The 18523-nt window shown below is 70.1% G+C and carries 16 protein-coding genes; 7 read left to right on the top strand and 9 right to left on the bottom strand.

Going from position 1 to position 18523, the window contains the following annotated elements:
* Positions 1–20 precede the first annotated feature (20 nt).
* Together M8445_RS14085 and ftsY are read left to right on the top strand one after the other, a co-directional pair.
* A complete protein-coding gene (locus M8445_RS14085; RefSeq protein ID WP_273988534.1) occupies positions 21–275 on the top strand; it encodes a glutaredoxin family protein in 255 nt (84 codons plus the stop codon).
* A 150-nt stretch (positions 276–425) separates the two neighbouring features.
* Positions 426–1382, top strand: a complete 957-nt coding sequence (gene ftsY / locus M8445_RS14080; protein WP_273988533.1) for a signal recognition particle-docking protein FtsY — start codon at positions 426–428, stop codon at positions 1380–1382.
* A gap of 62 nt (positions 1383–1444) precedes the next feature.
* On the opposite strand, the gene bshC is transcribed toward ftsY, so the two are convergent.
* A complete protein-coding gene (bshC, locus tag M8445_RS14075) occupies positions 1445–3010 on the bottom strand; it encodes a bacillithiol biosynthesis cysteine-adding enzyme BshC (RefSeq protein WP_273988532.1) in 1566 nt (521 codons plus the stop codon).
* A gap of 189 nt (positions 3011–3199) precedes the next feature.
* Positions 3200–3874, bottom strand: a complete 675-nt coding sequence (locus M8445_RS14070; RefSeq protein ID WP_273988530.1) for a Crp/Fnr family transcriptional regulator — start codon at positions 3872–3874, stop codon at positions 3200–3202.
* Between the two features lie 117 nt (positions 3875–3991).
* Between M8445_RS14070 and M8445_RS14065 the strand changes: the two genes are divergently transcribed.
* Entirely contained in the window at positions 3992–4753 is a 762-nt protein-coding gene (locus M8445_RS14065; protein WP_273988529.1) for a WecB/TagA/CpsF family glycosyltransferase, read from the top strand.
* Positions 4754–4854: 101 nt separating this feature from the next.
* Here the strand turns inward: M8445_RS14065 and M8445_RS14060 are convergent, their stop codons facing one another.
* Positions 4855–5373 (bottom strand): hypothetical protein, encoded by a 519-nt coding sequence (locus M8445_RS14060; RefSeq protein WP_273988527.1) that lies wholly within the window; start codon positions 5371–5373, stop codon positions 4855–4857.
* A gap of 132 nt (positions 5374–5505) precedes the next feature.
* On the opposite strand from M8445_RS14060, the gene M8445_RS14055 reads away from it, so the two are divergent.
* From M8445_RS14055 to M8445_RS14040, 4 genes are all read left to right on the top strand, one after another.
* A complete protein-coding gene (locus M8445_RS14055; protein WP_273988525.1) occupies positions 5506–6861 on the top strand; it encodes an acyl-CoA dehydrogenase family protein in 1356 nt (451 codons plus the stop codon).
* Between the two features lie 180 nt (positions 6862–7041).
* A complete protein-coding gene (locus M8445_RS14050) occupies positions 7042–7875 on the top strand; it encodes an alpha/beta fold hydrolase (protein ID WP_273988523.1) in 834 nt (277 codons plus the stop codon).
* A gap of 16 nt (positions 7876–7891) precedes the next feature.
* Positions 7892–8425 (top strand): hypothetical protein, encoded by a 534-nt coding sequence (locus M8445_RS14045; RefSeq protein ID WP_273988521.1) that lies wholly within the window; start codon positions 7892–7894, stop codon positions 8423–8425.
* Positions 8426–8495: 70 nt separating this feature from the next.
* Positions 8496–11084: an excinuclease ABC subunit UvrA gene (locus tag M8445_RS14040; protein WP_273988519.1), complete on the top strand. Its 2589-nt coding sequence runs from the start codon at positions 8496–8498 to the stop codon at positions 11082–11084.
* 70 nt (positions 11085–11154) lie between these two features.
* On the opposite strand, the gene M8445_RS14035 is transcribed toward M8445_RS14040, so the two are convergent.
* From M8445_RS14035 to mntE, 6 genes are all read right to left on the bottom strand, one after another.
* Positions 11155–11286 (bottom strand): MFS transporter small subunit, encoded by a 132-nt coding sequence (locus M8445_RS14035; RefSeq protein WP_268243805.1) that lies wholly within the window; start codon positions 11284–11286, stop codon positions 11155–11157.
* Between the two features lie 40 nt (positions 11287–11326).
* Positions 11327–12727, bottom strand: a complete 1401-nt coding sequence (locus M8445_RS14030) for an L-lactate MFS transporter (protein ID WP_273988517.1) — start codon at positions 12725–12727, stop codon at positions 11327–11329.
* A 123-nt stretch (positions 12728–12850) separates the two neighbouring features.
* Complete coding sequence (locus M8445_RS14025; protein ID WP_273988515.1) at positions 12851–13606, bottom strand: formate dehydrogenase accessory sulfurtransferase FdhD; 756 nt, start codon at positions 13604–13606, stop codon at positions 12851–12853.
* Positions 13607–13695: 89 nt separating this feature from the next.
* Positions 13696–14199, bottom strand: a complete 504-nt coding sequence (locus M8445_RS14020; RefSeq protein ID WP_273988514.1) for a helical membrane plugin domain-containing protein — start codon at positions 14197–14199, stop codon at positions 13696–13698.
* A gap of 58 nt (positions 14200–14257) precedes the next feature.
* A complete protein-coding gene (gene fdhF, locus M8445_RS14015) occupies positions 14258–17323 on the bottom strand; it encodes a formate dehydrogenase subunit alpha (RefSeq protein WP_273988512.1) in 3066 nt (1021 codons plus the stop codon).
* Positions 17324–17550: 227 nt separating this feature from the next.
* Complete coding sequence (gene mntE, locus M8445_RS14010) at positions 17551–18480, bottom strand: manganese efflux transporter MntE (RefSeq protein WP_273988510.1); 930 nt, start codon at positions 18478–18480, stop codon at positions 17551–17553.
* Positions 18481–18523: the final 43 nt, after the last annotated feature.

Here is an 18523-nt window from a genome sequence, read left to right as displayed (position 1 = left end):
GCCCCGATGAGCCAGTCCACATGAGCCTGCCCACCCTGACCCTCTACACCCGTCCCGGCTGCCACCTGTGCGAACAGGCCGCCGGGAACCTCGCCCGCCTGGAATTCAGGGTGCAGACCGTGAACGTGGACCTCGACCCGCACCTGCGCGCCCAGCACGGCGACCACGTGCCCGTCCTGGCCCTCGGGGACCGCATCCTGGGCCGCGGCGCGTTCAGCCCCGCGCGCCTCAGCACCCTGAAACTCGCCCTGATCCGCGAGTACCGGCCCGATTGACAGGCCCCGCTCCACCCGCAGGCCCCTCCCGCCCGGAGGGGTTTTCGTTGGCCCAGTCGGATGGCAGCGACCCGAACGGTTCAGCGCAGGTCCGGGACGCTATGGTAAACGCATGAACGTCACCCCCACCCCCCCCACCGGAGCGCGCGCGTGAGCTGGCTCGAACGCCTGCGCGACGGGCTCAGCAAGACCCGCCAGCAGATCAACGACACCGCCGGCTTCCTCGGACAGGACGTCCGGGACGTCGTTACCAACCGCCTCGACACCATCGAGGACCTCGAGTACGCCCTGATCGCCGCCGACGTGGGCCGCGCCGCCACCGAGGACATCCTCGAGGACATCCGCCGCGCCGAGGGCAAGGACCTCCAGCAGGCCCTGATGGACGCCCTGACCCTGCAGCTCGAACCCGACGCCCGCCGCGCCGAATTCCGCAAGCTCGGCTTCGCGCCCGACGCGCGGCGCACCAGCGTCGACCCCAGGGGGCACGTGGTCATGGTCATCGGCGTGAACGGCGTCGGCAAGACCACCACCATCGCCAAACTCGGCCAGTACTACATGAACCGCGGCAAGAGCGTCATGTTCGCCGCCGGGGACACCTTCCGCGCCGCCGCCGGCGCGCAACTCGGCGAGTGGGGCGAACGCCTCGGCATTCCCGTCGTGCAGGGCACCGACGGGGGTGACCCCGCCGCCGTCGCCTTCGACGGAGCCAGCGCCCGCGCCGCGCGCGGTACCGACCTGCTGTTCATCGACACTGCCGGCCGCCTGCATAACAAGCACAACCTGATGGAAGAACTCAAGAAGGTCCGCCGCGTCGTCGAGAAGGCCGACCCCGCCGAACCCTCCGAGACGTGGCTAGTCCTGGACGCCGTCACCGGCCAGAACGGCCTGCAACAGGCCAAGAAATTCCACGAGGCCACCCCCCTGACCGGCGTGATCGTCACGAAACTCGACGGCACGGCCAAGGGCGGCATCCTGGTCGCCATCGTCCGCGAACTCGGCGTGCCCATCAAGTTCATCGGCGTGGGCGAACAGGCCGACGACCTGCAACCCTTTGACAGCCAGGAATTCGTGCGCGCCCTGTTCGACGTGAACATCCCGCGCGAGTAGGGAACTGGAACGGCAGGCGGGCGGCCCGGTTGGATGGGACCGCCCGCGCTGCGTCTGGAACTTCAGGGAATGTCGAGTTCGCCCTGCCAGCCGGCCGGGAGGTCCAGCAGCTGGCGCAGGGGCGTGTCGCCGTGCTTGAGCAGGAAGGTCAGGAAGTTCATCTCGCGTTCCTGGGGCACGCCGTTCGGGAGCAGGTGGGCTTTCAGGCGGGTCAGCTGGCCGCTGCGGTCGTTCTCGGCGCGGGCCAGGGCGTGCGTGGCGAGCGTCTGCAGGTGCGCGACGCGCGCGGTGGTGCGGGTGCGGGTGCGCTGCGCTGCGCCGTGCAGGGTGGGGTCCAGCGCGGCGAGTTCCCCGGTCAGGGCGAGCAGGTCGGCGTCCAGCGCGGCCAGTCGCTCGGTGCTGGCGGCGGCCGCACCCCGCTCGGCGGCCAGCGCGCGGCCCAGCACGCCTTCCGGGTCGGCCTGCACCTGCGCGGCCGTGGCGTTCAGGCGCGTCAGGAGGCGGCGCACGTTCGGTTCGATCCACGTGACGCTCAGGCGTGGCCACAGCAGCGGCTGCCCCAGCCCGTGCAGCGGGTACACGTCCCGCAGCTGCGCGCCGTACGCGATCTCGCCCGGCCCGACCACGAAGGCCAGGGTGGGCAGCAGCGCGTCCTGCACGGCCGGGCGCAGGCCAGCGGCGGGCGTGATCCGGCTGGGATCGCCCGCCAGCACCGCCAGCAGGTCCGCGCGCGAGTACGCGGCGTGGTCGGTGCGGAAGGTGCGGCCGTCGAAGCGCAGCAGGCGGCGCTGCCCGTCGTCCTCTTCCAGGAACAGGTTGGTCGCCCCGGCCGGGCGGCGCAGTTGCGGCACGAACCCGTCGGCTTCCAGGCGGGCGGCGGCCGCCTCGATGGCCTCACTGGACGCCAGGGGGCGTTCCAGTTCGCGGGCCAGCGTGGGGGTCATCAGCGCGGCCAGGGCGGGGTGCAGCGGGTCCAGGACCAGCAGTCCGGCCGGGGCCAGCAGGCCGTGAATCAGGCGGGCGAACACGTCGGCGTAACTGCCGGCGCCTTCCGGACCGCTCACGGCCCGGTCGAAGCGGGCGCGGACGGCCGCCACGTGCGCGGCAGGTGCGTCGAAGGCGTCCAGCAGCGCGTGAACCTGCGCCGTCCACTCCGCGCGCCACGGTACGCGGCCGACCGGCAGGCCCTGCGGCACGTCCAGGTTCAGGCGGTGCAGGCGCTCCGCGAGGTCCAGCAGGGTGGTGCCCGCCACCTCGGCGGCGTCGTGATCCTGACTGGCAATCCAGTACACGGCCACCACCGGGGCGTCCTCCCGGTCCTCCTGGCGGGCCAGCAGCGCCGCGTCGGCCGCCTTGTGCACCGAGTACGCCGGGCCGGTCAGGGCGCCCGCCTGCTGCCCGGTCACGACCACGCGGGACGCCGGGTGCTCCAGTCGTTCCAGCGCTGCCTTCGCGTGTGCGTCCAGCGTGCCCAGGTCGCGGTGGTACGCGCGCAGGGCCTCTGCCAGCGCGGCGCGGTCCACGTCACCGCGAGTCTCTGCGCGCGCCTGTTCCAGCGCCCCTGCCGGCAGGCGGAAGTACTCCTGCATGCCACCCTTCCTGAATTCCGCTCCTGCGTTCCGCGCCATTGTTCTTCCTTCCGCCCTCGCGCCGCTCGGTGGCGGCGCAGGCCGTCCCCGGCGTCCGCCAGGGCGTTGTGCCCGTTCTTTCCGACGACCCGGTATGGGTGGCAACGGGACTCACACTACACTGACTGTCACAGCACACTGTGAAGTAAAGCCGACGGACGGTGCGGGGCACGGACCCCCGCAGCACGCTCAGCGCAGCGGCTCGCGCGTCGCGCGTTGCAGGCCGTCGCGGTCGGTCAGGATGATCCGGCGGTACCCGAGGTCCAGCAGGCCGCGCGTGCGGAAGTCCCCCAGCAGTTTCGTGATCGTCTCGCGGGTGCTGCCCACCACGTGCGCGAGGTCCTGATGCGACACCCGGTCGCGCAGCGCGTGCGACCCACCCTCCGGCCAGGGGCCCTCGCGGTCGGCGAGGTTCAGCAGCGCCAGTGCCAGCCGCTGCGACACTTCCAGGAACACCAGACCCGAGAGGCGTTCCTGCACGCCGCGCGTCTGCCGGGTGATCTGCTCGGTCAGGGCGACGCCCACCGCCGGGTGCGCCTGCGTGACCCGGTGCAGGGTGTCCTGGCCCAGCATCAGGGCCTCGGTGTCATCCATCGCCTCGGCGTACATGCCGCAGCGCTCACCGGGAATCAGGGACATCACGCCCAGCAGCGAACCGGGGCCGTGCACGTCCAGCGTGACCTCACGCGCACCGGACCCCAGCCGGTACAGCCGCACGGACCCCCGCGTCATGACGTACAGCGTCTCTGCGGGGTCCTCCGGGTGGTACAGCAGTTCGGCGCGGGTCCAGCGTCCCAGCCGTCCCGCCGCGACCACCTGCGCCTGAGCGTCCGCAGGTAAAGCACCGAAAGCACCGGGCAACATGCGTAGCAGTATGCCGTACCGGCGCGCCCCGCGCGCAACTCCACCCGCCGGGGCGAGCGGGCGCCCCCTCAGGCCCAACTGCCCCCCAGGCCCAACTGCTCTACAATCCGCGACAGCATGACCAACCCAGACCACACCCAGCGACTGACCCTGTTCGACCTGCCGCTGGACAACATCACGCTGGACGGCACGCTGGACCGTCTGGGCGACTGGATCTACCGCGCCCCCCGCTCCCCGCACACCGTCGTGACCCTGAACCCCGAATTCATCGTGCAGTCACGCACCCAGCCGGACTTCGTGACCGCCATGCAGGTCGCGGACCTCGTCACCGCCGACGGCGTGGGCATCGTGTGGGCCGCGCGGCAACTGTGCGCGCAGGAGGTTCCGCGCGCGCCGGGCTTCGACATCGTGCAGGGCCTCATGAAACGCCACGGCGCGGATCTGCGCGTGTTCTTCCTGGGTGCCAAGCCCGGCGTGGCCGAGGTCGCCGCGCAGAACGCCGCGCGTGACTACGGCATTCAGGTGGCCGGCATTCACCACGGGTACTTCGACCTGCCCGAGGATCAGCGCGTGGCGGAACTCGTGCGCGACAGTGGCGCGGACTTGGTCCTGACCGCCATGGGCGCCGGACGGCAGGAGACCTTCAACCAGTACTGGCGGCAGGTCATGAACGTGCCCGTCATGATCGGCTGCGGCGGCGTGATCGACGTGCTGGCCGGCACCGCCGACCTCGCGCCCGACTGGACGCGCCGCCTGGGCGTCGAGTGGATCTGGCGGGTCGCCGGAGACCGGAAACGCTGGAACCGCGCGCCTCGCCTCGCGAAGTTCGTGCAGATGGTCCGCGCCGAGAAACGCCGCGCGGGCACCCGCCCCGGCTGACCCCGCCCGGAACCCGCTTCGCTCCTGCTCGCTCTGCTCGGCAGCTCTACGAGTCCGCTCGGGCCCAGCGGTTTGTGCGACCCCCTGAGCCCGAGTCCGTATCAGGCGAGGCCGCAGGCGCGTTGCACCAGCAGGTGCAGTTCGTCGCGGCCCAGGCGGCGGGCGTCCAGTGTCAGGTCGTCCGGCAGGCTGCTCAGGCCCGGCACCAGCGGCGCGAACCGCAGTTCCGGCCGGGCAATCAGTTCCCGGCGGGCGGTGAAGGCCAGTACGAAGTCCACCCGCAGTTCGAAGTGTGCGTTCAGTTCCGTGCGCAGCGGGACCGGATCGCCGCTCAGCAGGGCCAGCAGCGCCGGGTGCGGCGCGAAACCGTCCTCCAGGTCACGGGCGGTTCGCGTTTCATCCAGGAAGATGCCGGCGTTCGCCAGGGTGTAGCCGCTCACGCGGCGGCGGCAGACTTCCGGCGCGTCGCCGCGCACCAGGGTCACCTGCTGCCCGGCCCGCGCCGCGCCGCCCAGCATGGACCACAGGCGGCCCAGGCTGGAGTACCTCGCCAGTTCCGCGTACCCGGCCGGACGGGTCGGCAGGGGGCGGGTGGGGCGCGGCGTGGACGGGGCGCTCATGGCCGGATGCTAGCGCCTGCCAGGGGCCGCGCGGCTGCCGTTCCGACCGTGAAGACCGCATGAACGGATGCGGGCGGCAAGCGCGACAGCGCACGCAATCTGAGAATTGTTGAACGCGGTACAACACAGGGCATGAACACTCCCAACGTGGACGCCCAGGCGCTGCTGGCCGGGCTGGACCTCGAAGCGCTCGCCCGCCTGAACCAACGACTCGACCTGGGTGCCCTCGTGAAGGCCGCCGCCGGCATGAGCGACGCGCAGCTCAAGGGGCTGACCCGCCTGATGAGCGCCACGCCCGAGAAGGCCCCCAGCCTGCCCACCCCGAACGCCGATTTCTTTGGGCAGATGGACACCCTGACCCAGGTGCAGCGCGACTTCGCCGGTGAGGTCAGGGGCTTCATGCACACGCACGTCTCGCCCATCATGAACGAGTACTGGAACCGCGACGAGTTCCCCCGCCACCTGATCCCGGAACTGAAAAAGCACGACTTCATGCGCCGCATCTGGAACGAGGACGGCAGCCGCACCCCCGACGCCACCGTCATGGAAGGCCTGTTCACCATGGAAGCCTGCAAGGTGGACGTGAGTACCGCCGTGTTCTTCGGCGTGCACGCCGGACTGGCCTTCGCGTCCATCGCGCTGGGCGGTAACGACGCGCAGAAGGCCGAGTGGCTGCCCAAGATGCTGGACATGGAGGCGATCGGCGCGTTCGGGCTGACCGAACCCGAGGGCGGCTCGCAGGTCAGCCAGGGCATGCGCACCACCTGCAAACGCGACGGCGACAGCTGGACCCTGCGCGGCCAGAAGAAATGGATCGGGAACAGCCCCTTCAGCGACTTCACGGTCATCTGGGCCCGCGACGTGGACACCCAGGAAGTGCGCGGCTTCATCGTCCGCGCCGGCACGCCCGGCTACGAGGTCGAGAAGATCCAGGGCAAGACCGCGCTGCGCATCGTCGAGAACGGCCTGATCACCCTGGACGACTGCCGCGTGCCCGACACCGACCGCCTGCAGAACGTGCAGGGCTGGCGGACCACCGCCGAGGTCCTGAAACTCACGCGCGCCGGTGTGGCGTGGCAGGGCGTCGGCTGCGCCATGGGTGCCTACGAACTGGCCGCCGCGTACGCCCAGAGCCGCGAGCAGTTCGGCAAGCGCATCGGGGAATTCCAGCTGATCCAGAACCACCTCGTGCACATGCTGGGCAACGTCACCAGTCTGTTCGCGCTGTGCCTGCGCCTGAGCCACATGGCCGACGCGGGCGACATGCGCGACGAGCACGCTGCGCTCGCCAAGGTCGTCACCGCCGCCCGCTGCCGCGAGACGGTCGCCCTGGCCCGCGAGACCTTCGGCGGGAACGGCATCCTGCTCGAATACGGCGTCGCCAAGCACTTCGCGGACACCGAGGCCATCTACTCCTACGAGGGCACCAACGAGATCAACACCCTGGTCGTGGGGCGGGCCATCACCGGCCTCAGCGCGTTCGTGTAATACGGACTCCGATTGAATGGCTTGTAAAGCCGTTCAATCCGAGCGGAGCGAGTAGGAGCAGAACGGGTTCCGGACGTGGAGTTGACAGATCGGTGGTGTTCCGATCTGTCAACGAAACAAACGGAATCCGTACAAGGCGCGGGGTAGGGAGTGGGGGAGGGCCGGGCCTATGCTGGGGGCGTGACCACCGATCCTGCGCCCACGATCCCACCTGCCACCCCGGCACCTGCTCCGGTCCCCCCCCGGCGTCGTCCGCTCCTCTCGCCCCGCGTGCGGGCGTGGGTGATCGCGGGGGTCTCGCTGCTGGGCGGGTACCTGATCGCCACGGCGCGGCAGGCGGTCGTGCGGCCCCCGCTGGTCGTTGGGCAGGACGCTGTGCCCCCCTCCGGCCAGGACGCGGCGCACGTGACGCTGGAGAACGTGGGCGGCCCCGTCATCGATATCCGGCCTGCGCAGGGCGAGGCAGAGACGCTGCTGATCTACTACCCCGGCGGACTGGTGCGCCCGCAGGCGTACGAGTGGCTGGGCCGCGCGCTGGCCGCCCGGGGCGTGCAGACGGTCATCCCCGCCTTCCCGCTGGACCTCGCCGTGACCGGTATTAACCGCGCGGACGGTCTGATCGGGCAGTACGGCCAGGGCAAGCGCGTGGTGATCGCCGGGCACTCGCTGGGCGGCGCGATGGCCGCGCAGTACGCCGCGAACAACGCCGACGCGCTCGCGGGCCTGATCCTGATGGCCGCGTACCCCGCCGGGAACGTCAGCCTGAAAGACCGGACGCTGCCCGTGCTGTCACTGCTGGCCGAACGGGACGCTGTGGCCGCCCCCGACGACGTGCGCGGCGGCCTGGAACGCCTGCCCGGCGGCACGACCCTGACCGTCATTCCCGGCGCCGTCCACTCGTTCTTCGGACGGTACGGCCCGCAGAAGGGCGACGGCCTGCCCACCGTCACGCACGCGCAGGCGGAAGGCGAGATTCTGAACGCCGTGCAGGACTTCCTGACCGGACTGAAATGACCCGGTACTCTGGAGCATGACGCGCCGCCTGCTCCCCCTGGCCCTGACACTCCCGCTGCTGGCCGGGTGCGATCCACAGGGCCTGGACCTGTACTCGCCGAAGGACGCGCGGGACTACGTGCGGTCCTGCGCCCGCGCCGCCAGCGACATCATGTGCCGCGCCATGCAGCCCACCCTGGCGGCCGTGAGTGGCCCCGTGAGCGTGTTGCTGCCCAACATGGGCGACGATGACCGCAGGGACGCCCTCGCGCAGTTCCTGTCCGGGCGGAACACCACCCTGGCCGCCTTCCGGAGTGACGCGGCCCTCCAGGCGGCGTTCGCCCGCGCGAACATCTTCCCGGTCGCGCAACTGCGCACCGGCACCCTCCGCACGCTGGACGGCACGCCGCATGAGGTGACCTGTAAGGTGTCGGGGAGTGACCGGACACCGGACTGCCAGATCGACACGCTACGCGGCAGGGATTTCCTGGACGCCCTGAAGCCCCAGGCCGACAGCCTGTACGCGACGTTCCCGGAGATGCCAGGGCAGCTCATCTTCTTCCCGTTCTGACGCCCGAGCATGGGCAACGGCTGAAGGGACCGCGCACCCGCCCGGCGACTGGCGGGGGAATCATGCCGGGATGAACGACCTTCCATCCTCCTCTCGCGACGGCTCCCCGCGCGACGACCGGCCGCGCGACGGGTTCGTGCAGGTGCGCGGCGCGCGGGAGCACAACCTGAAGAACGTGGACGTGGACCTGCCCCGCGACGCGCTGGTGGTGTTCACGGGCGTGTCGGGGTCCGGGAAGTCCTCGCTGGCGTTCGGGACGCTGTACGCCGAGGCGCAGCGCCGCTACCTGGATTCCGTGTCGCCGTACGCGCGGCGGCTGTTCAATCAGCTGGGCACGCCGGACGTGGACCGCATCGACGGCCTGCCGCCCGCCGTGGCGTTGCAGCAGGGGCGGGGCGTCACGTCGGCGCGCAGCAGTGTGGGCAGCCTGACCACCCTGAACAACGTGCTGCGCCTGCTGTACTCCCGCGCGGGGGACTACCCGGCGGGGCAGGGCATCATCTACGCCGAGGGGTTCTCGCCGAACACGCCGGAGGGCGCCTGCCCGGAATGCCATGGGCTGGGCCGCGTGTTCGCCGTGACCGAGGAGAGCATGGTCCCGGACCCGTCCCTGACCATCCGCGAGCGGGCCGTGGCGGCGTGGCCGACCGCGTGGGCCGGGCAGAACCAGCGCGACATTCTGGTCACGCTGGACTACGACGTGGACACCCCCTGGCAGGACCTGCCGCGCGAGGCCCGCGACTGGATTCTGTTCACGGACGAGCAGCCGCAGGTGCCGGTGTACCCGGGTCTGACGCCCGAGGAGACGCGCCGGGCCGTGAAACGCCGCGCCGAGCCGTCGTACCTGGGCACGTTCACGTCCGCGCGGCGGCACGTGCTGCACACGTTCGCGAACAGCGGCAGCGAGAGCATGAAGCGCCGGGCGGCGTCGTTCATGGTGATCCGCGAGTGCCCCGTCTGCCACGGCAAGCGGCTGACCCGCGCGGCCCTGGGCGTGACGTTTGCCGGGCTGGACATCATGGAGTTCTCGCGCCTGCCGCTGCGCCGCGCCGCCGAACTGCTCGCCCCCGCGGCCGCCGGGCAGACGGCCCGCCCGGACGGCACTCCCCGCCCGCCCGAGGAGGCGCTGGCTCTGACCCGGCTGGCCGCCGACCTGTGCGCCCGCGTGGACGTGCTGGAACGCCTGGGCCTGGGCTACCTGACCCTGGAACGCGGCACGCCCACCCTGTCGCCCGGCGAACTGCAACGCCTGCGGCTGGCCACGCAGCTGTACTCGAACCTGTTCGGGGTGGTGTACGTGCTGGACGAACCCTCTGCCGGGCTGCATCCCGCCGACACCGAGGCGCTGCTGGGCGCCCTGGACCGCCTGAAAGCCGGTGGGAACTCGCTGTTCGTGGTGGAACACGAGCCGGGCGTGATCCGCCACGCCGACTGGATCGTGGATGTCGGCCCGCATGCCGGGCAGCACGGCGGGCAGGTACTGTACAGCGGTCCCCCGGCGGGCCTGCGGGACGTGCCGGACTCCCTGACCGCCCGGCACCTCTTCGGGCCGCCCGCACCTTTGCTAGGCGTGCGCCGCGACCCGACCGGCTGGCTGGACCTGCGCGGCGTGACCCGCAACAACCTGAGCGGCGTGGACGTGCGCCTGCCACTGGGCGTTCTGACGGCCGTGACGGGCGTCAGCGGCTCCGGGAAGTCCAGCCTGATCACCCAGGCCCTCGCGGACCTGCTGGGCGCCCACCTGGGCCGCGAGATAGCCCCAGTCGAAGCTGGCGCCGACCCGGCCGATCTGCTGACTGCCGACGACGCCCCCGCCCCCACGCAGGGCACCCTGGGCGGCGATGTGGGACGCGTGCGGCGGCTGGTGCAGGTCACGCAGGCACCCATCGGGCGCACGCCGCGCAGCAACCTCGCCACGTACACCGGCCTGTTCGACCACGTACGCCGCCTGTTCGCCGCGACGCCCCTGGCCCGGGAGCGCCGCTACAGCGCGGGCCGCTTCTCGTTCAACGTGAAGGGCGGCCGCTGCGAACACTGCCAGGGCGAGGGCTTCGTGACCGTGGAACTGCTGTTCCTGCCGTCCGTATATGCGCCCTGTCCCGTCTGCCACGGCACCCGCTTTAAAGCCGCCACGCTGGAGGTCACCTGGAACGGCCTGAACATCGCGCAGGTGCTGAACCTCACCGTGGACGCCGCCGCGCAGGTGTTCGCAGACGAGGCCCCCGTCCACCGCGCCCTGAGCACCCTTCAGGAGGTCGGCCTGGGCTACCTGCGCCTCGGGCAGCCTGCCACGGAACTCTCGGGCGGCGAGGCGCAGCGCGTGAAACTGGCGACCGAACTCCAGAAGGCCGTGCGCGGCCACACCGTGTACCTGCTGGACGAACCCACCACCGGCCTGCACCCCAGCGACGTGGAACGCCTGGGCGCGCAGCTGCGCCGCCTCGTGGACGCCGGGCATACCGTCATGGTCGTCGAGCACGACCTGGGCGTGATCGCCGCAAGTGACTGGGTCGTGGACCTCGGCCCCGGCGCGGGAGAGGAGGGCGGTCAGATCGTGGCCCAGGGCACCCCCGAACAGGTCGCCAGGGCAAGTGGCAGCCGCACCGCACCGTACCTGCGCCGCGAACTGGACGGACGCGCGCAGCCCGCCCCGACCTGAACCGGCCTGAACAGCGAACCTCCCCCAGAAGTGGGGGAGGCCGCCATCTGCCATCTGCCATCAGGCCGGCTTACTGGAACAGTTGCGCGACCTTGATCAGCGTCTGCCAGACGCCCCAGACCAGGGGAATGCCGGGCACCAGCCACGTCAGGTAGATCACGGGAGACAGCTGTTCGGTGGGTTCGGGGGTGGAACGGGTCATGCGGACCTCCTGGCTGGAATGCGTATCAGTCGTGGCTGCGTTAGTCGTGGCTGGCGGCGGGCGCGCGGTTCTGGGCCCAGAACTTCTCGGCGACGGGGCGGACCATCAGGTTGGCCACAAACCCCACGACCAGCAGCGCGGCCATGATGTACATGGTGGTGCTGTACGCCTGCGCGGCGGGAATCCCGGCCTTGATCTGACTGTCGCGGAAGCCGTTCACGAGGCTGGGGCCGACGATGGCGGCGGCACTCCAGGCGAGCAGCAGGCGGCCGTGGATCGCGCCGACGTTCGCGGTGCCGAACATGTCCCGCAGGTACGCGGGAATGGTGGCGAACCCGCCGCCGTACATGCTCATGATCACGCAGAAGCCCGCCACGAACAGCACCAGGCTGCCCATGTTGCCGAACATGGGAATCAGGAAGTACAGCACGGCGCCCAGCGCGAAGAAGATCATGTACGTGGGCTTGCGCCCGATGCGGTCGCTGGTCGAGGACCAGATGAACCGCCCGGCCATGTTGAAGATGCTCAGCAGGCCTACGAAGCCGGCGGCGGCGGCGGCCGTCACGCCGTTCCCGGCGCCCAGGACGCGGTCACTGAACATCTCCTGAATCATCACGCTGGCCTGCCCGAGCACGCCGATCCCGGCTGTGACGTTCAGGAACAGCACGGCGAACAGCAGCCAGAACTGCGGCGTGCGGAACGCCTGATCGACCAGCACGTTGTGAGAGGAGATCATGCCGCCCGGAGCCTGCGGTTTCGGGGTCCACCCGGCGGGCGTCCAGCCCTCGGCGGGCACGCGGATCAGGAACGCGCCGAACAGCATGAACAGCAGGTACACGGCCCCCATGATCAGGAAGGTCGTGCCGACGCCCAGCGTGCCATCCCCGGCAAAACGGGTCATGAGTGCGGTGCCCAGCGGACTGCCGATCAGGGCGCCGCCGCCGAAGCCCATGATGGCCATGCCGGTCGCCAGTCCCGGCCGGTCCGGGAACCACTTGATCAGCGTGCTGACCGGGCTGATGTACCCCAGGCCCAGCCCGATGCCGCCCAGCACGCCGTTCCCGAAGATCACGAGTGGCAGCGAGTGCAGTTTCACGCCGAGCGCCGCGACGAAGAATCCGCCGCAGAACAGCAGGGCGCTGGCGAACATGGTCTTGCGCGGCCCCTCGCGTTCCACCCACTTGCCGAAGATGGCGCTGCTGGCTCCCAGGAAAAACAGGGCCACGCTGAAGATCAGGCCCACCTGGAACAGGGACCAGTCGCCGGGCGCACCGGTCTCGGCGGTCAGGTCGCCGCTGATCAGGCGGGAGAGGGGCTTGTTGAACACCGAGTACCCGTAGATCTGCCCGATGCTCAGGTGTACGGCCAGCGCGGCGGGCGGGACCAGCCAGCGGGTCCAGTTTGATCCTGCGACAGAATGCTCACGATCCAGAAATCCCATACGCCCTCCTGAAGCCCGTCAGTTTGTTTGACGTCAAGGAGTCTAACGGGCGTTAGCAGGGGCGCACTTCATCGTTTCAGACCTAAAAGCTCATCATGCAGGGCCGCGTACAATCCCGGCCGGTCACGGCCCGGCCCTTACCCGGTCAGCCCCGGCGTACACCGTCAGGCGGCCCTCGCGGGTAAAGCCGCACAGGGTCACGCCGAACACCGCCGCCGTATCGACCGCCAGACTGGTCGCCGCGCCCACCGCCACCACCACGCCGATCCCGGCCGTCACGGCCTTCTGCGCGATCTCAAAGCCCGCGCGGCTGCTGACCACCAGCACCTGACCTCCCAGCGGCCCGGGCTGCTGACCGTGCGCCCAGCCGACCACCTTGTCCACGGCATTGTGCCGCCCCACGTCCTCACGCGCGCAGCACAGCGCGCCTTCCGCCGTGAACAGCGCCGCGCCGTGCAGCCCCCCGGTCGCCGCGAAGCCCGGCTGGGCCGCCCGTAACCTCTCGGGCAGGCCCGCCAGGAACGCGGCGTCCAGCGGCCCCGCTGTCCAGACTGGCCCGGAGGCGCGCACTGCCAGTCCCTCGATACTGCCCGACCCGCACACCCCGCAGGCACTCGACGACACGGCCAGCCGCGCGCCCGCCGCCAGCCGCGCGTACTCCGGCGTGCGCAGATGCCACACGTTCGCGTTCTCCGGGTCCGGGTCCAGCGTGAACGCGGTGGGCAGCAGCCCCTCCGAGATCAGCCAGCCCAGCAGCAGGTCGCGGTCGTGCCCCGGCGTGCGCATCAGCACACCCAGCGGCAGGCCCGCCCCCGCGTCCTCCGTTCCCACACCGCCGGGCGCGTGCAGGCGCAGTTCCAGCGGCTCCTCGACCGCCACGGCGTCCAGCCGCTCCGCCGCCCCATCCGCCCGGAACAGCGTGACGGGGAGGCGAGCGTGAGCCTCCCCGTCACGGCCGTGCGTGGTGCTCAGCGGCCCACCTCGGACTGATTCGCGGTTTTCGGCATGTCGCCGTTCGCCTCGCGCAGCGCCCGCCCCGCGCCCTTCAGAACCGCGAACAGGGCGCCTAGCGCCACCTGCACGTCCCGGTCCTTGAGCAGGCCCATCAGTTCACCCAGGCCCACGCCCTTGCCGGCCGCGACGTGCCGCGCGCCCTCGTTCACGCCGGTCGTGATGGCGCTACCCAGAATGCCGACCTCGCGCGGGTCCAGCGCCGCCAGGGTCTTGCCCAGTTCCGTGGCGTTGCGCAGCAGGGTCGTGCCGCTCTCGCCGCCCGTGATGTGCAGCAGCGACGCGATCAGGCCCTCGCCGCCCCGCACGGTCTTGCCCGCCACGTCCAGCACGCCGTGCTCATGCAGTTGCCGCAGCAGGTACAGGCCCTCCAGCAGCGCGTCGGTGGAATCCTCGACCTCTGAATGCAGTTTCTCCTGCGCGGTCGGGATGCGGGGCGTGAATTCAAGTGGTTTCGCCATGGTGTCTCCTGTGCGGAAGGGGGGAGGCAGTCGCCGGCCGCCCCCCTTCCGCTGAATCTCAGTCGTCAGCGCCGCCCAGCGCGTCGGCGCGGGCGTTCAGGCTGTCGCCGTGCATGGGCAGCAGCCCGCCGGGGAACACGTAGTCCGGCCGTGACCACTTGCGCTCGACTTCCACGCCCGTCTGCGGGGTCGGGTGGCCCCAGCGGTGGTTCTTGGCGGGCAGCGGGTTCTCGCCTACGTCGTGCAGGACTTCCATGCGCACGCGGGTGTCCTTGTACGCGGGGGTGTTCGTGATGCTGTCGCCGCGGCTGCCGGTCAGGAAGTTCACGGCGTCCTCGGCCTTGCGGGCGTTCATGGGCACGAACACCTCGTGGCCGCTCACGCGAGCCGTGACCAGCGCACGCAGGCGAACGGCGCCGTGCTCGCTGATCAGCCGCACCCACTGACCGCTCTGAAGCTGCCGGTCCGCCGCGAGTTCCGGGCTGACCTCCACAAACGAATCCGGGGCCTTCCCGGCGATGCCCTCCACGCGGAAGGTCATGTTGCCCTCGTGGAAGTGCTCCAGCATGCGCCCGCTGTTCAGGTGCAGGTCGAACTCGTCGTTCGGGGCTTCCTGGCGGGGTTTGTACGTCGCCGGGTACAGCCGGGCCTTGCCGTCCGGGAAGTTGAAGCGCTCCTGGTGCAGCAGCGGCGAGTCGGTGCCGTCCTCCGCGACCGGCCAGCACAGTGTGTCGTAGCCTTGCAGGCGGTCGTAACTGACGCCCGCGAAGAACGGCGTGAGGCGCGCGATCTCGTCCATGATCTCGCCCGGGTGGCTGTACTTCCAGTTGGCGCCCATGCGCTGCGCGACCCCCTGGTAGATCTGCCAGTCGGGTTTCGTGCCCTTCAGGGGCGGCATGACCTCGTACAGACGCTGGATGCGGCGTTCGGTATTCGTGAACGTGCCTTCCTTCTCCAGTGACGCGGCGGCCGGGAACACCACGTCCGCGTAGCGGGCGGTGTTCGTGAAGTACAGGTCCTGCACCACCAGGAACTCCAGCGCCTCGAAGCCCTGGGCGAGGTGGTTGGCGTTCGCGTCGGTCAGGCTCATCTCCTCGCCCGTGATCCACATGGCCTTCAGCGTGCCCTGGATGGCCGCGTCGAGCATCTGGGTGTTGTCCAGGCCGCGTTCCGGGCGCAGCGTGACGCCCCACTCGCGCTGGTGGCGCTGTACGACCAGATCGTCCCCGACCGGCTGGTACCCGCTGACCTGATCGGGCATGGCGCCCATGTCACTGGCGCCCTGCACGTTGTTGTGACCGCGCAGCGGGAAGCCCCCGGCGCCCAGCTTGCCGAAGTTTCCGGTGATCAGCAGCAGGTTGCTGATGGCGGCGCTGGTATCGCTGCCGCCGCACTGCTGCGTGACGCCCATCGCCCACAGGATCGCCACGCGCTCCTCGGCGGCGATCTGGCGGGCCAGGGTTTCCAGCGTCCCGGCATCGATGCCCGTCTCGCGCTCGGCGTACGCCAGGGTGTAGGTGCTGATGGACTGCCGGAATTGCTCCAGGCCGTTCACGCGCTCCGCCAGGAACGCCTTGTCCTCCAGGCCGTTATCCAGGATGAACTTGCTGACGGCGGCCAGCCACACGAAGTCCGTACCGGGTTTCGGGCGGATGAACTGGTCGGCGCGGGTCGCAAGTTCATGCTCGCGGATGTCGAACACGATGACCTTCGTGTGGCCCAGCTTCTGCGCGCGCTTCACGCGGGTCGCCAGAACCGGGTGGCTCTCGGCGGCGTTGCTGCCCACCGTGATGACCAGAGAAGCGTTCTCGATGTCCTTGATGGTGCCGCTGTCCGCGCCGATCCCGGTCGTCAGGGACAGACCCTTGCTTGCGGGGGACTGGCAGTACCGCGAGCAGTTGTCCACGTTGTTCGTCCCGATCACCTGACGGGCGAACTTCTGCACCATGAACGCTTCCTCGTTGCTGGCCTTGCTGCTCGCCACGAACGCCAGGGCATCCGGGCCGTCCTTGGCGCGGATCTCCATGAAGCGGCGCGCCACGAGGTCCAGCGCCTCGTCCCAGGTCGCCTCGCGGAACCGGTCGCCCTCACGGATCAGCGGGGCGGTCAGGCGGTCGGTGCTGTTCACGTAATCCCAGCCGAACTTGCCTTTCACGCAGGTGCTGATACCGTTGGCATGCCCCAGGCCGGGTTCGACCTTCAGGATGTGCCGCTCGTCGGTCCACACGTCGAACGAGCAGCCCACCCCGCAGTACGTGCAGACCGTCTTGGTCTTCTTGATGTAGCGGTCGCGCGCGGCCGACTCGATCTCACTCACGTTCATGATCGGCTTGAGGCCCGCGCTGGCCTCCACGCCCTTGACCACGTCGATGGCGGCGTCCCAGACGGGCAGCGGAATGCCCGTGAACAGGCCCGCCTCGCCGATCATGGAGTTCTCGATCAGGGCGTTGCAGGGGCAGACCGTGACGCAGTGCCCGCAGCTGACGCAACTGCTCTCGCCGATGGGTTTCCCGCCGTCCCACAGCACGCGCGGCTGCTCCATCTCCCAGCCGATGGTCAGGGTCTCGTTCACCTGCACGTTCTGGCAGGCCTCCACGCAGCGTCCGCACAGGATGCACTGGTCCGGGTCGTAGCGGTAGAAGGGGTTCGACTCGTCCTTCTCGTAGCCCTTGGGCTGGAAGGGACGGGTCTGATGATCGATGCCCAGCAGGCCCAGCGTGTTGTGCACCGTGCAGTTCCCGTTGTTGTTGTCGCAGACCGTGCAGTACAGGTCGTGGTTCGCCACGATCCGGTCGTACGCGTCCCGCTGCGCGGCGCGGGCGGCGGTCGTCTGCGTGCGGACGATCATCCCGGCCGCCACCTTCGTGCCGCAGGCGCGCCCCACCACACCGTCGATCTCGACCGCGCAGGTATCGCACGTCTGAATAGGCCCCAGCTGCGGGTGGTAACACACCTGCGCCAGTTCGATCTGCGCGCGGTTGATCACGTCCACCAGCGGCTCGCCCACCCACGCCAGTTGCGGCGCGCCGTCCACCGTCACCTGAACCTGCTCGCCACGTGGCGGCCGCGTCGGCCCCACCGTGGAACGGATGTGCACGTCGTTCGGCACGTCAATCTCGCCCATACATCCTCCCTGAAACGTTAACTCAGGGGAGTATAGGCACGGTCGTTCGACATGAAGGAACTGTCAGATGAAGCCGGGCTTCATGAAGCCCCTGAACAGCCCCAACCTGCGCTGGGCGCGCCTGAACTGACCTGCCAACCGGCGGGTCGTCCCGCATCACGGAACTCCACACCTGCCCGGGCGTGATCAGTATCAATGCTGACAGCGCCCCCGACAGACAGCGGTCTCTACAGCACCAGCACGCCGTGATGCTTGGCCTTCTCCTGCGGCTCCACATGAATGCTGATCGACGACTGCGGCGTCTCGGCCCGGATGGCGTCCTCCAGGCGGTCGCAGATGCTGTGCGCCTCCTGCACCGTCATGTCACCCGGCACCACCATGTGAAACTCGATGAACGTCACGCTTCCCGCATGCCGGGTCCGCAGGTCATGCATCTCCAGCGCGCCCTGCCCGTGCAGACTCATCGCCTGCCGGATCTTCGCCTCGGTATCCGGTTCCACCGCCGCGTCCATCAGGCCGCCCACGCTCTCCCGCACCAGCAGCCACCCGCTCCACAGGATGTTCAGCGCCACCAGAATCGCCAGCAGCGGGTCCAGCCACGCCTGCCCCGTCAGGCGCGCCGCCAGCACGCCCAGCAGCACCCCCACGCTGGTCACCACGTCACTGAAGATGTGCCGCCCGTCCGCCAGCAGCGCCGGCGAACGCAGCGCCCGCCCCTGACGCAGCAGCACCGACGCCCACACCGCGTTCAGCAGGCCCGCCCCCAGGTTCACGCCCAGCCCCGCCAGTCCCAGTCCGGCCTGCTCCGGCAAGGTGGCCGGGTTCAGCAGCGCCGGCAGCGCCTCGCGCACGATCGCGGCCGCCGCCAGCACGATCAGCACGCCCTCGGCCACCGCGCTGAAGTACTCGGCCTTCGTGTGCCCGTACGGGTGGTTGGCATCCGCCGGGCGGGCCGCGACCCGCAGCGCGATCAGCGCCGCGACCGCCGCCGCCACGTTGATGATGCTCTCCAGCGCGTCCGAGTACAGTGCCACGCTGCCCGTCATGAGGTACGCCACGTACTTCAGGGACAGCACCACCACCGCCACGAGAATGCTGCCCAGCGCCAGTCTGGACGCGCGCGAAGAGGTCTGCAGGGAGGTCGAGGAAGCCGTCACCCGTGGAGCGTAGCAGGGTTAGGCAGCCCGAAAACCGTGCCCT

The organism is Deinococcus aquaticus, from assembly GCF_028622095.1.
GTDB classification, from domain to species: Bacteria; Deinococcota; Deinococci; order Deinococcales; family Deinococcaceae; genus Deinococcus; species Deinococcus aquaticus.
Note: the sequence above shows the minus strand (reverse complement) of the source record. Positions and strands in the feature narration are given on the sequence as shown.

Bases quoted from the DNA above. Each gene is read 5' to 3' on its own strand.
- fdhF (WP_273988512.1), bottom strand. From the start codon at position 17,323: ATGGGCGAGATTGACGTGCCGAACGACGTGCACATCCGTTCCACGGTG.
- bshC (WP_273988532.1), bottom strand. From the start codon at position 3,010: ATGGCGCGGAACGCAGGAGCGGAATTCAGGAAGGGTGGCATGCAGGAG.
- M8445_RS14035 (WP_268243805.1), bottom strand. From the start codon at position 11,286: ATGACCCGTTCCACCCCCGAACCCACCGAACAGCTGTCTCCCGTGATC.
- M8445_RS14030 (WP_273988517.1), bottom strand. From the start codon at position 12,727: ATGGGATTTCTGGATCGTGAGCATTCTGTCGCAGGATCAAACTGGACC.
- M8445_RS14060 (WP_273988527.1), bottom strand. From the start codon at position 5,373: ATGAGCGCCCCGTCCACGCCGCGCCCCACCCGCCCCCTGCCGACCCGT.
- M8445_RS14045 (WP_273988521.1), top strand. From the start codon at position 7,892: ATGACGCGCCGCCTGCTCCCCCTGGCCCTGACACTCCCGCTGCTGGCC.
- M8445_RS14040 (WP_273988519.1), top strand. From the start codon at position 8,496: ATGAACGACCTTCCATCCTCCTCTCGCGACGGCTCCCCGCGCGACGAC.
- M8445_RS14055 (WP_273988525.1), top strand. From the start codon at position 5,506: ATGAACACTCCCAACGTGGACGCCCAGGCGCTGCTGGCCGGGCTGGAC.
- M8445_RS14065 (WP_273988529.1), top strand. From the start codon at position 3,992: ATGACCAACCCAGACCACACCCAGCGACTGACCCTGTTCGACCTGCCG.
- M8445_RS14020 (WP_273988514.1), bottom strand. From the start codon at position 14,199: ATGGCGAAACCACTTGAATTCACGCCCCGCATCCCGACCGCGCAGGAG.
- M8445_RS14085 (WP_273988534.1), top strand. From the start codon at position 21: ATGAGCCTGCCCACCCTGACCCTCTACACCCGTCCCGGCTGCCACCTG.
- M8445_RS14070 (WP_273988530.1), bottom strand. From the start codon at position 3,874: ATGTTGCCCGGTGCTTTCGGTGCTTTACCTGCGGACGCTCAGGCGCAG.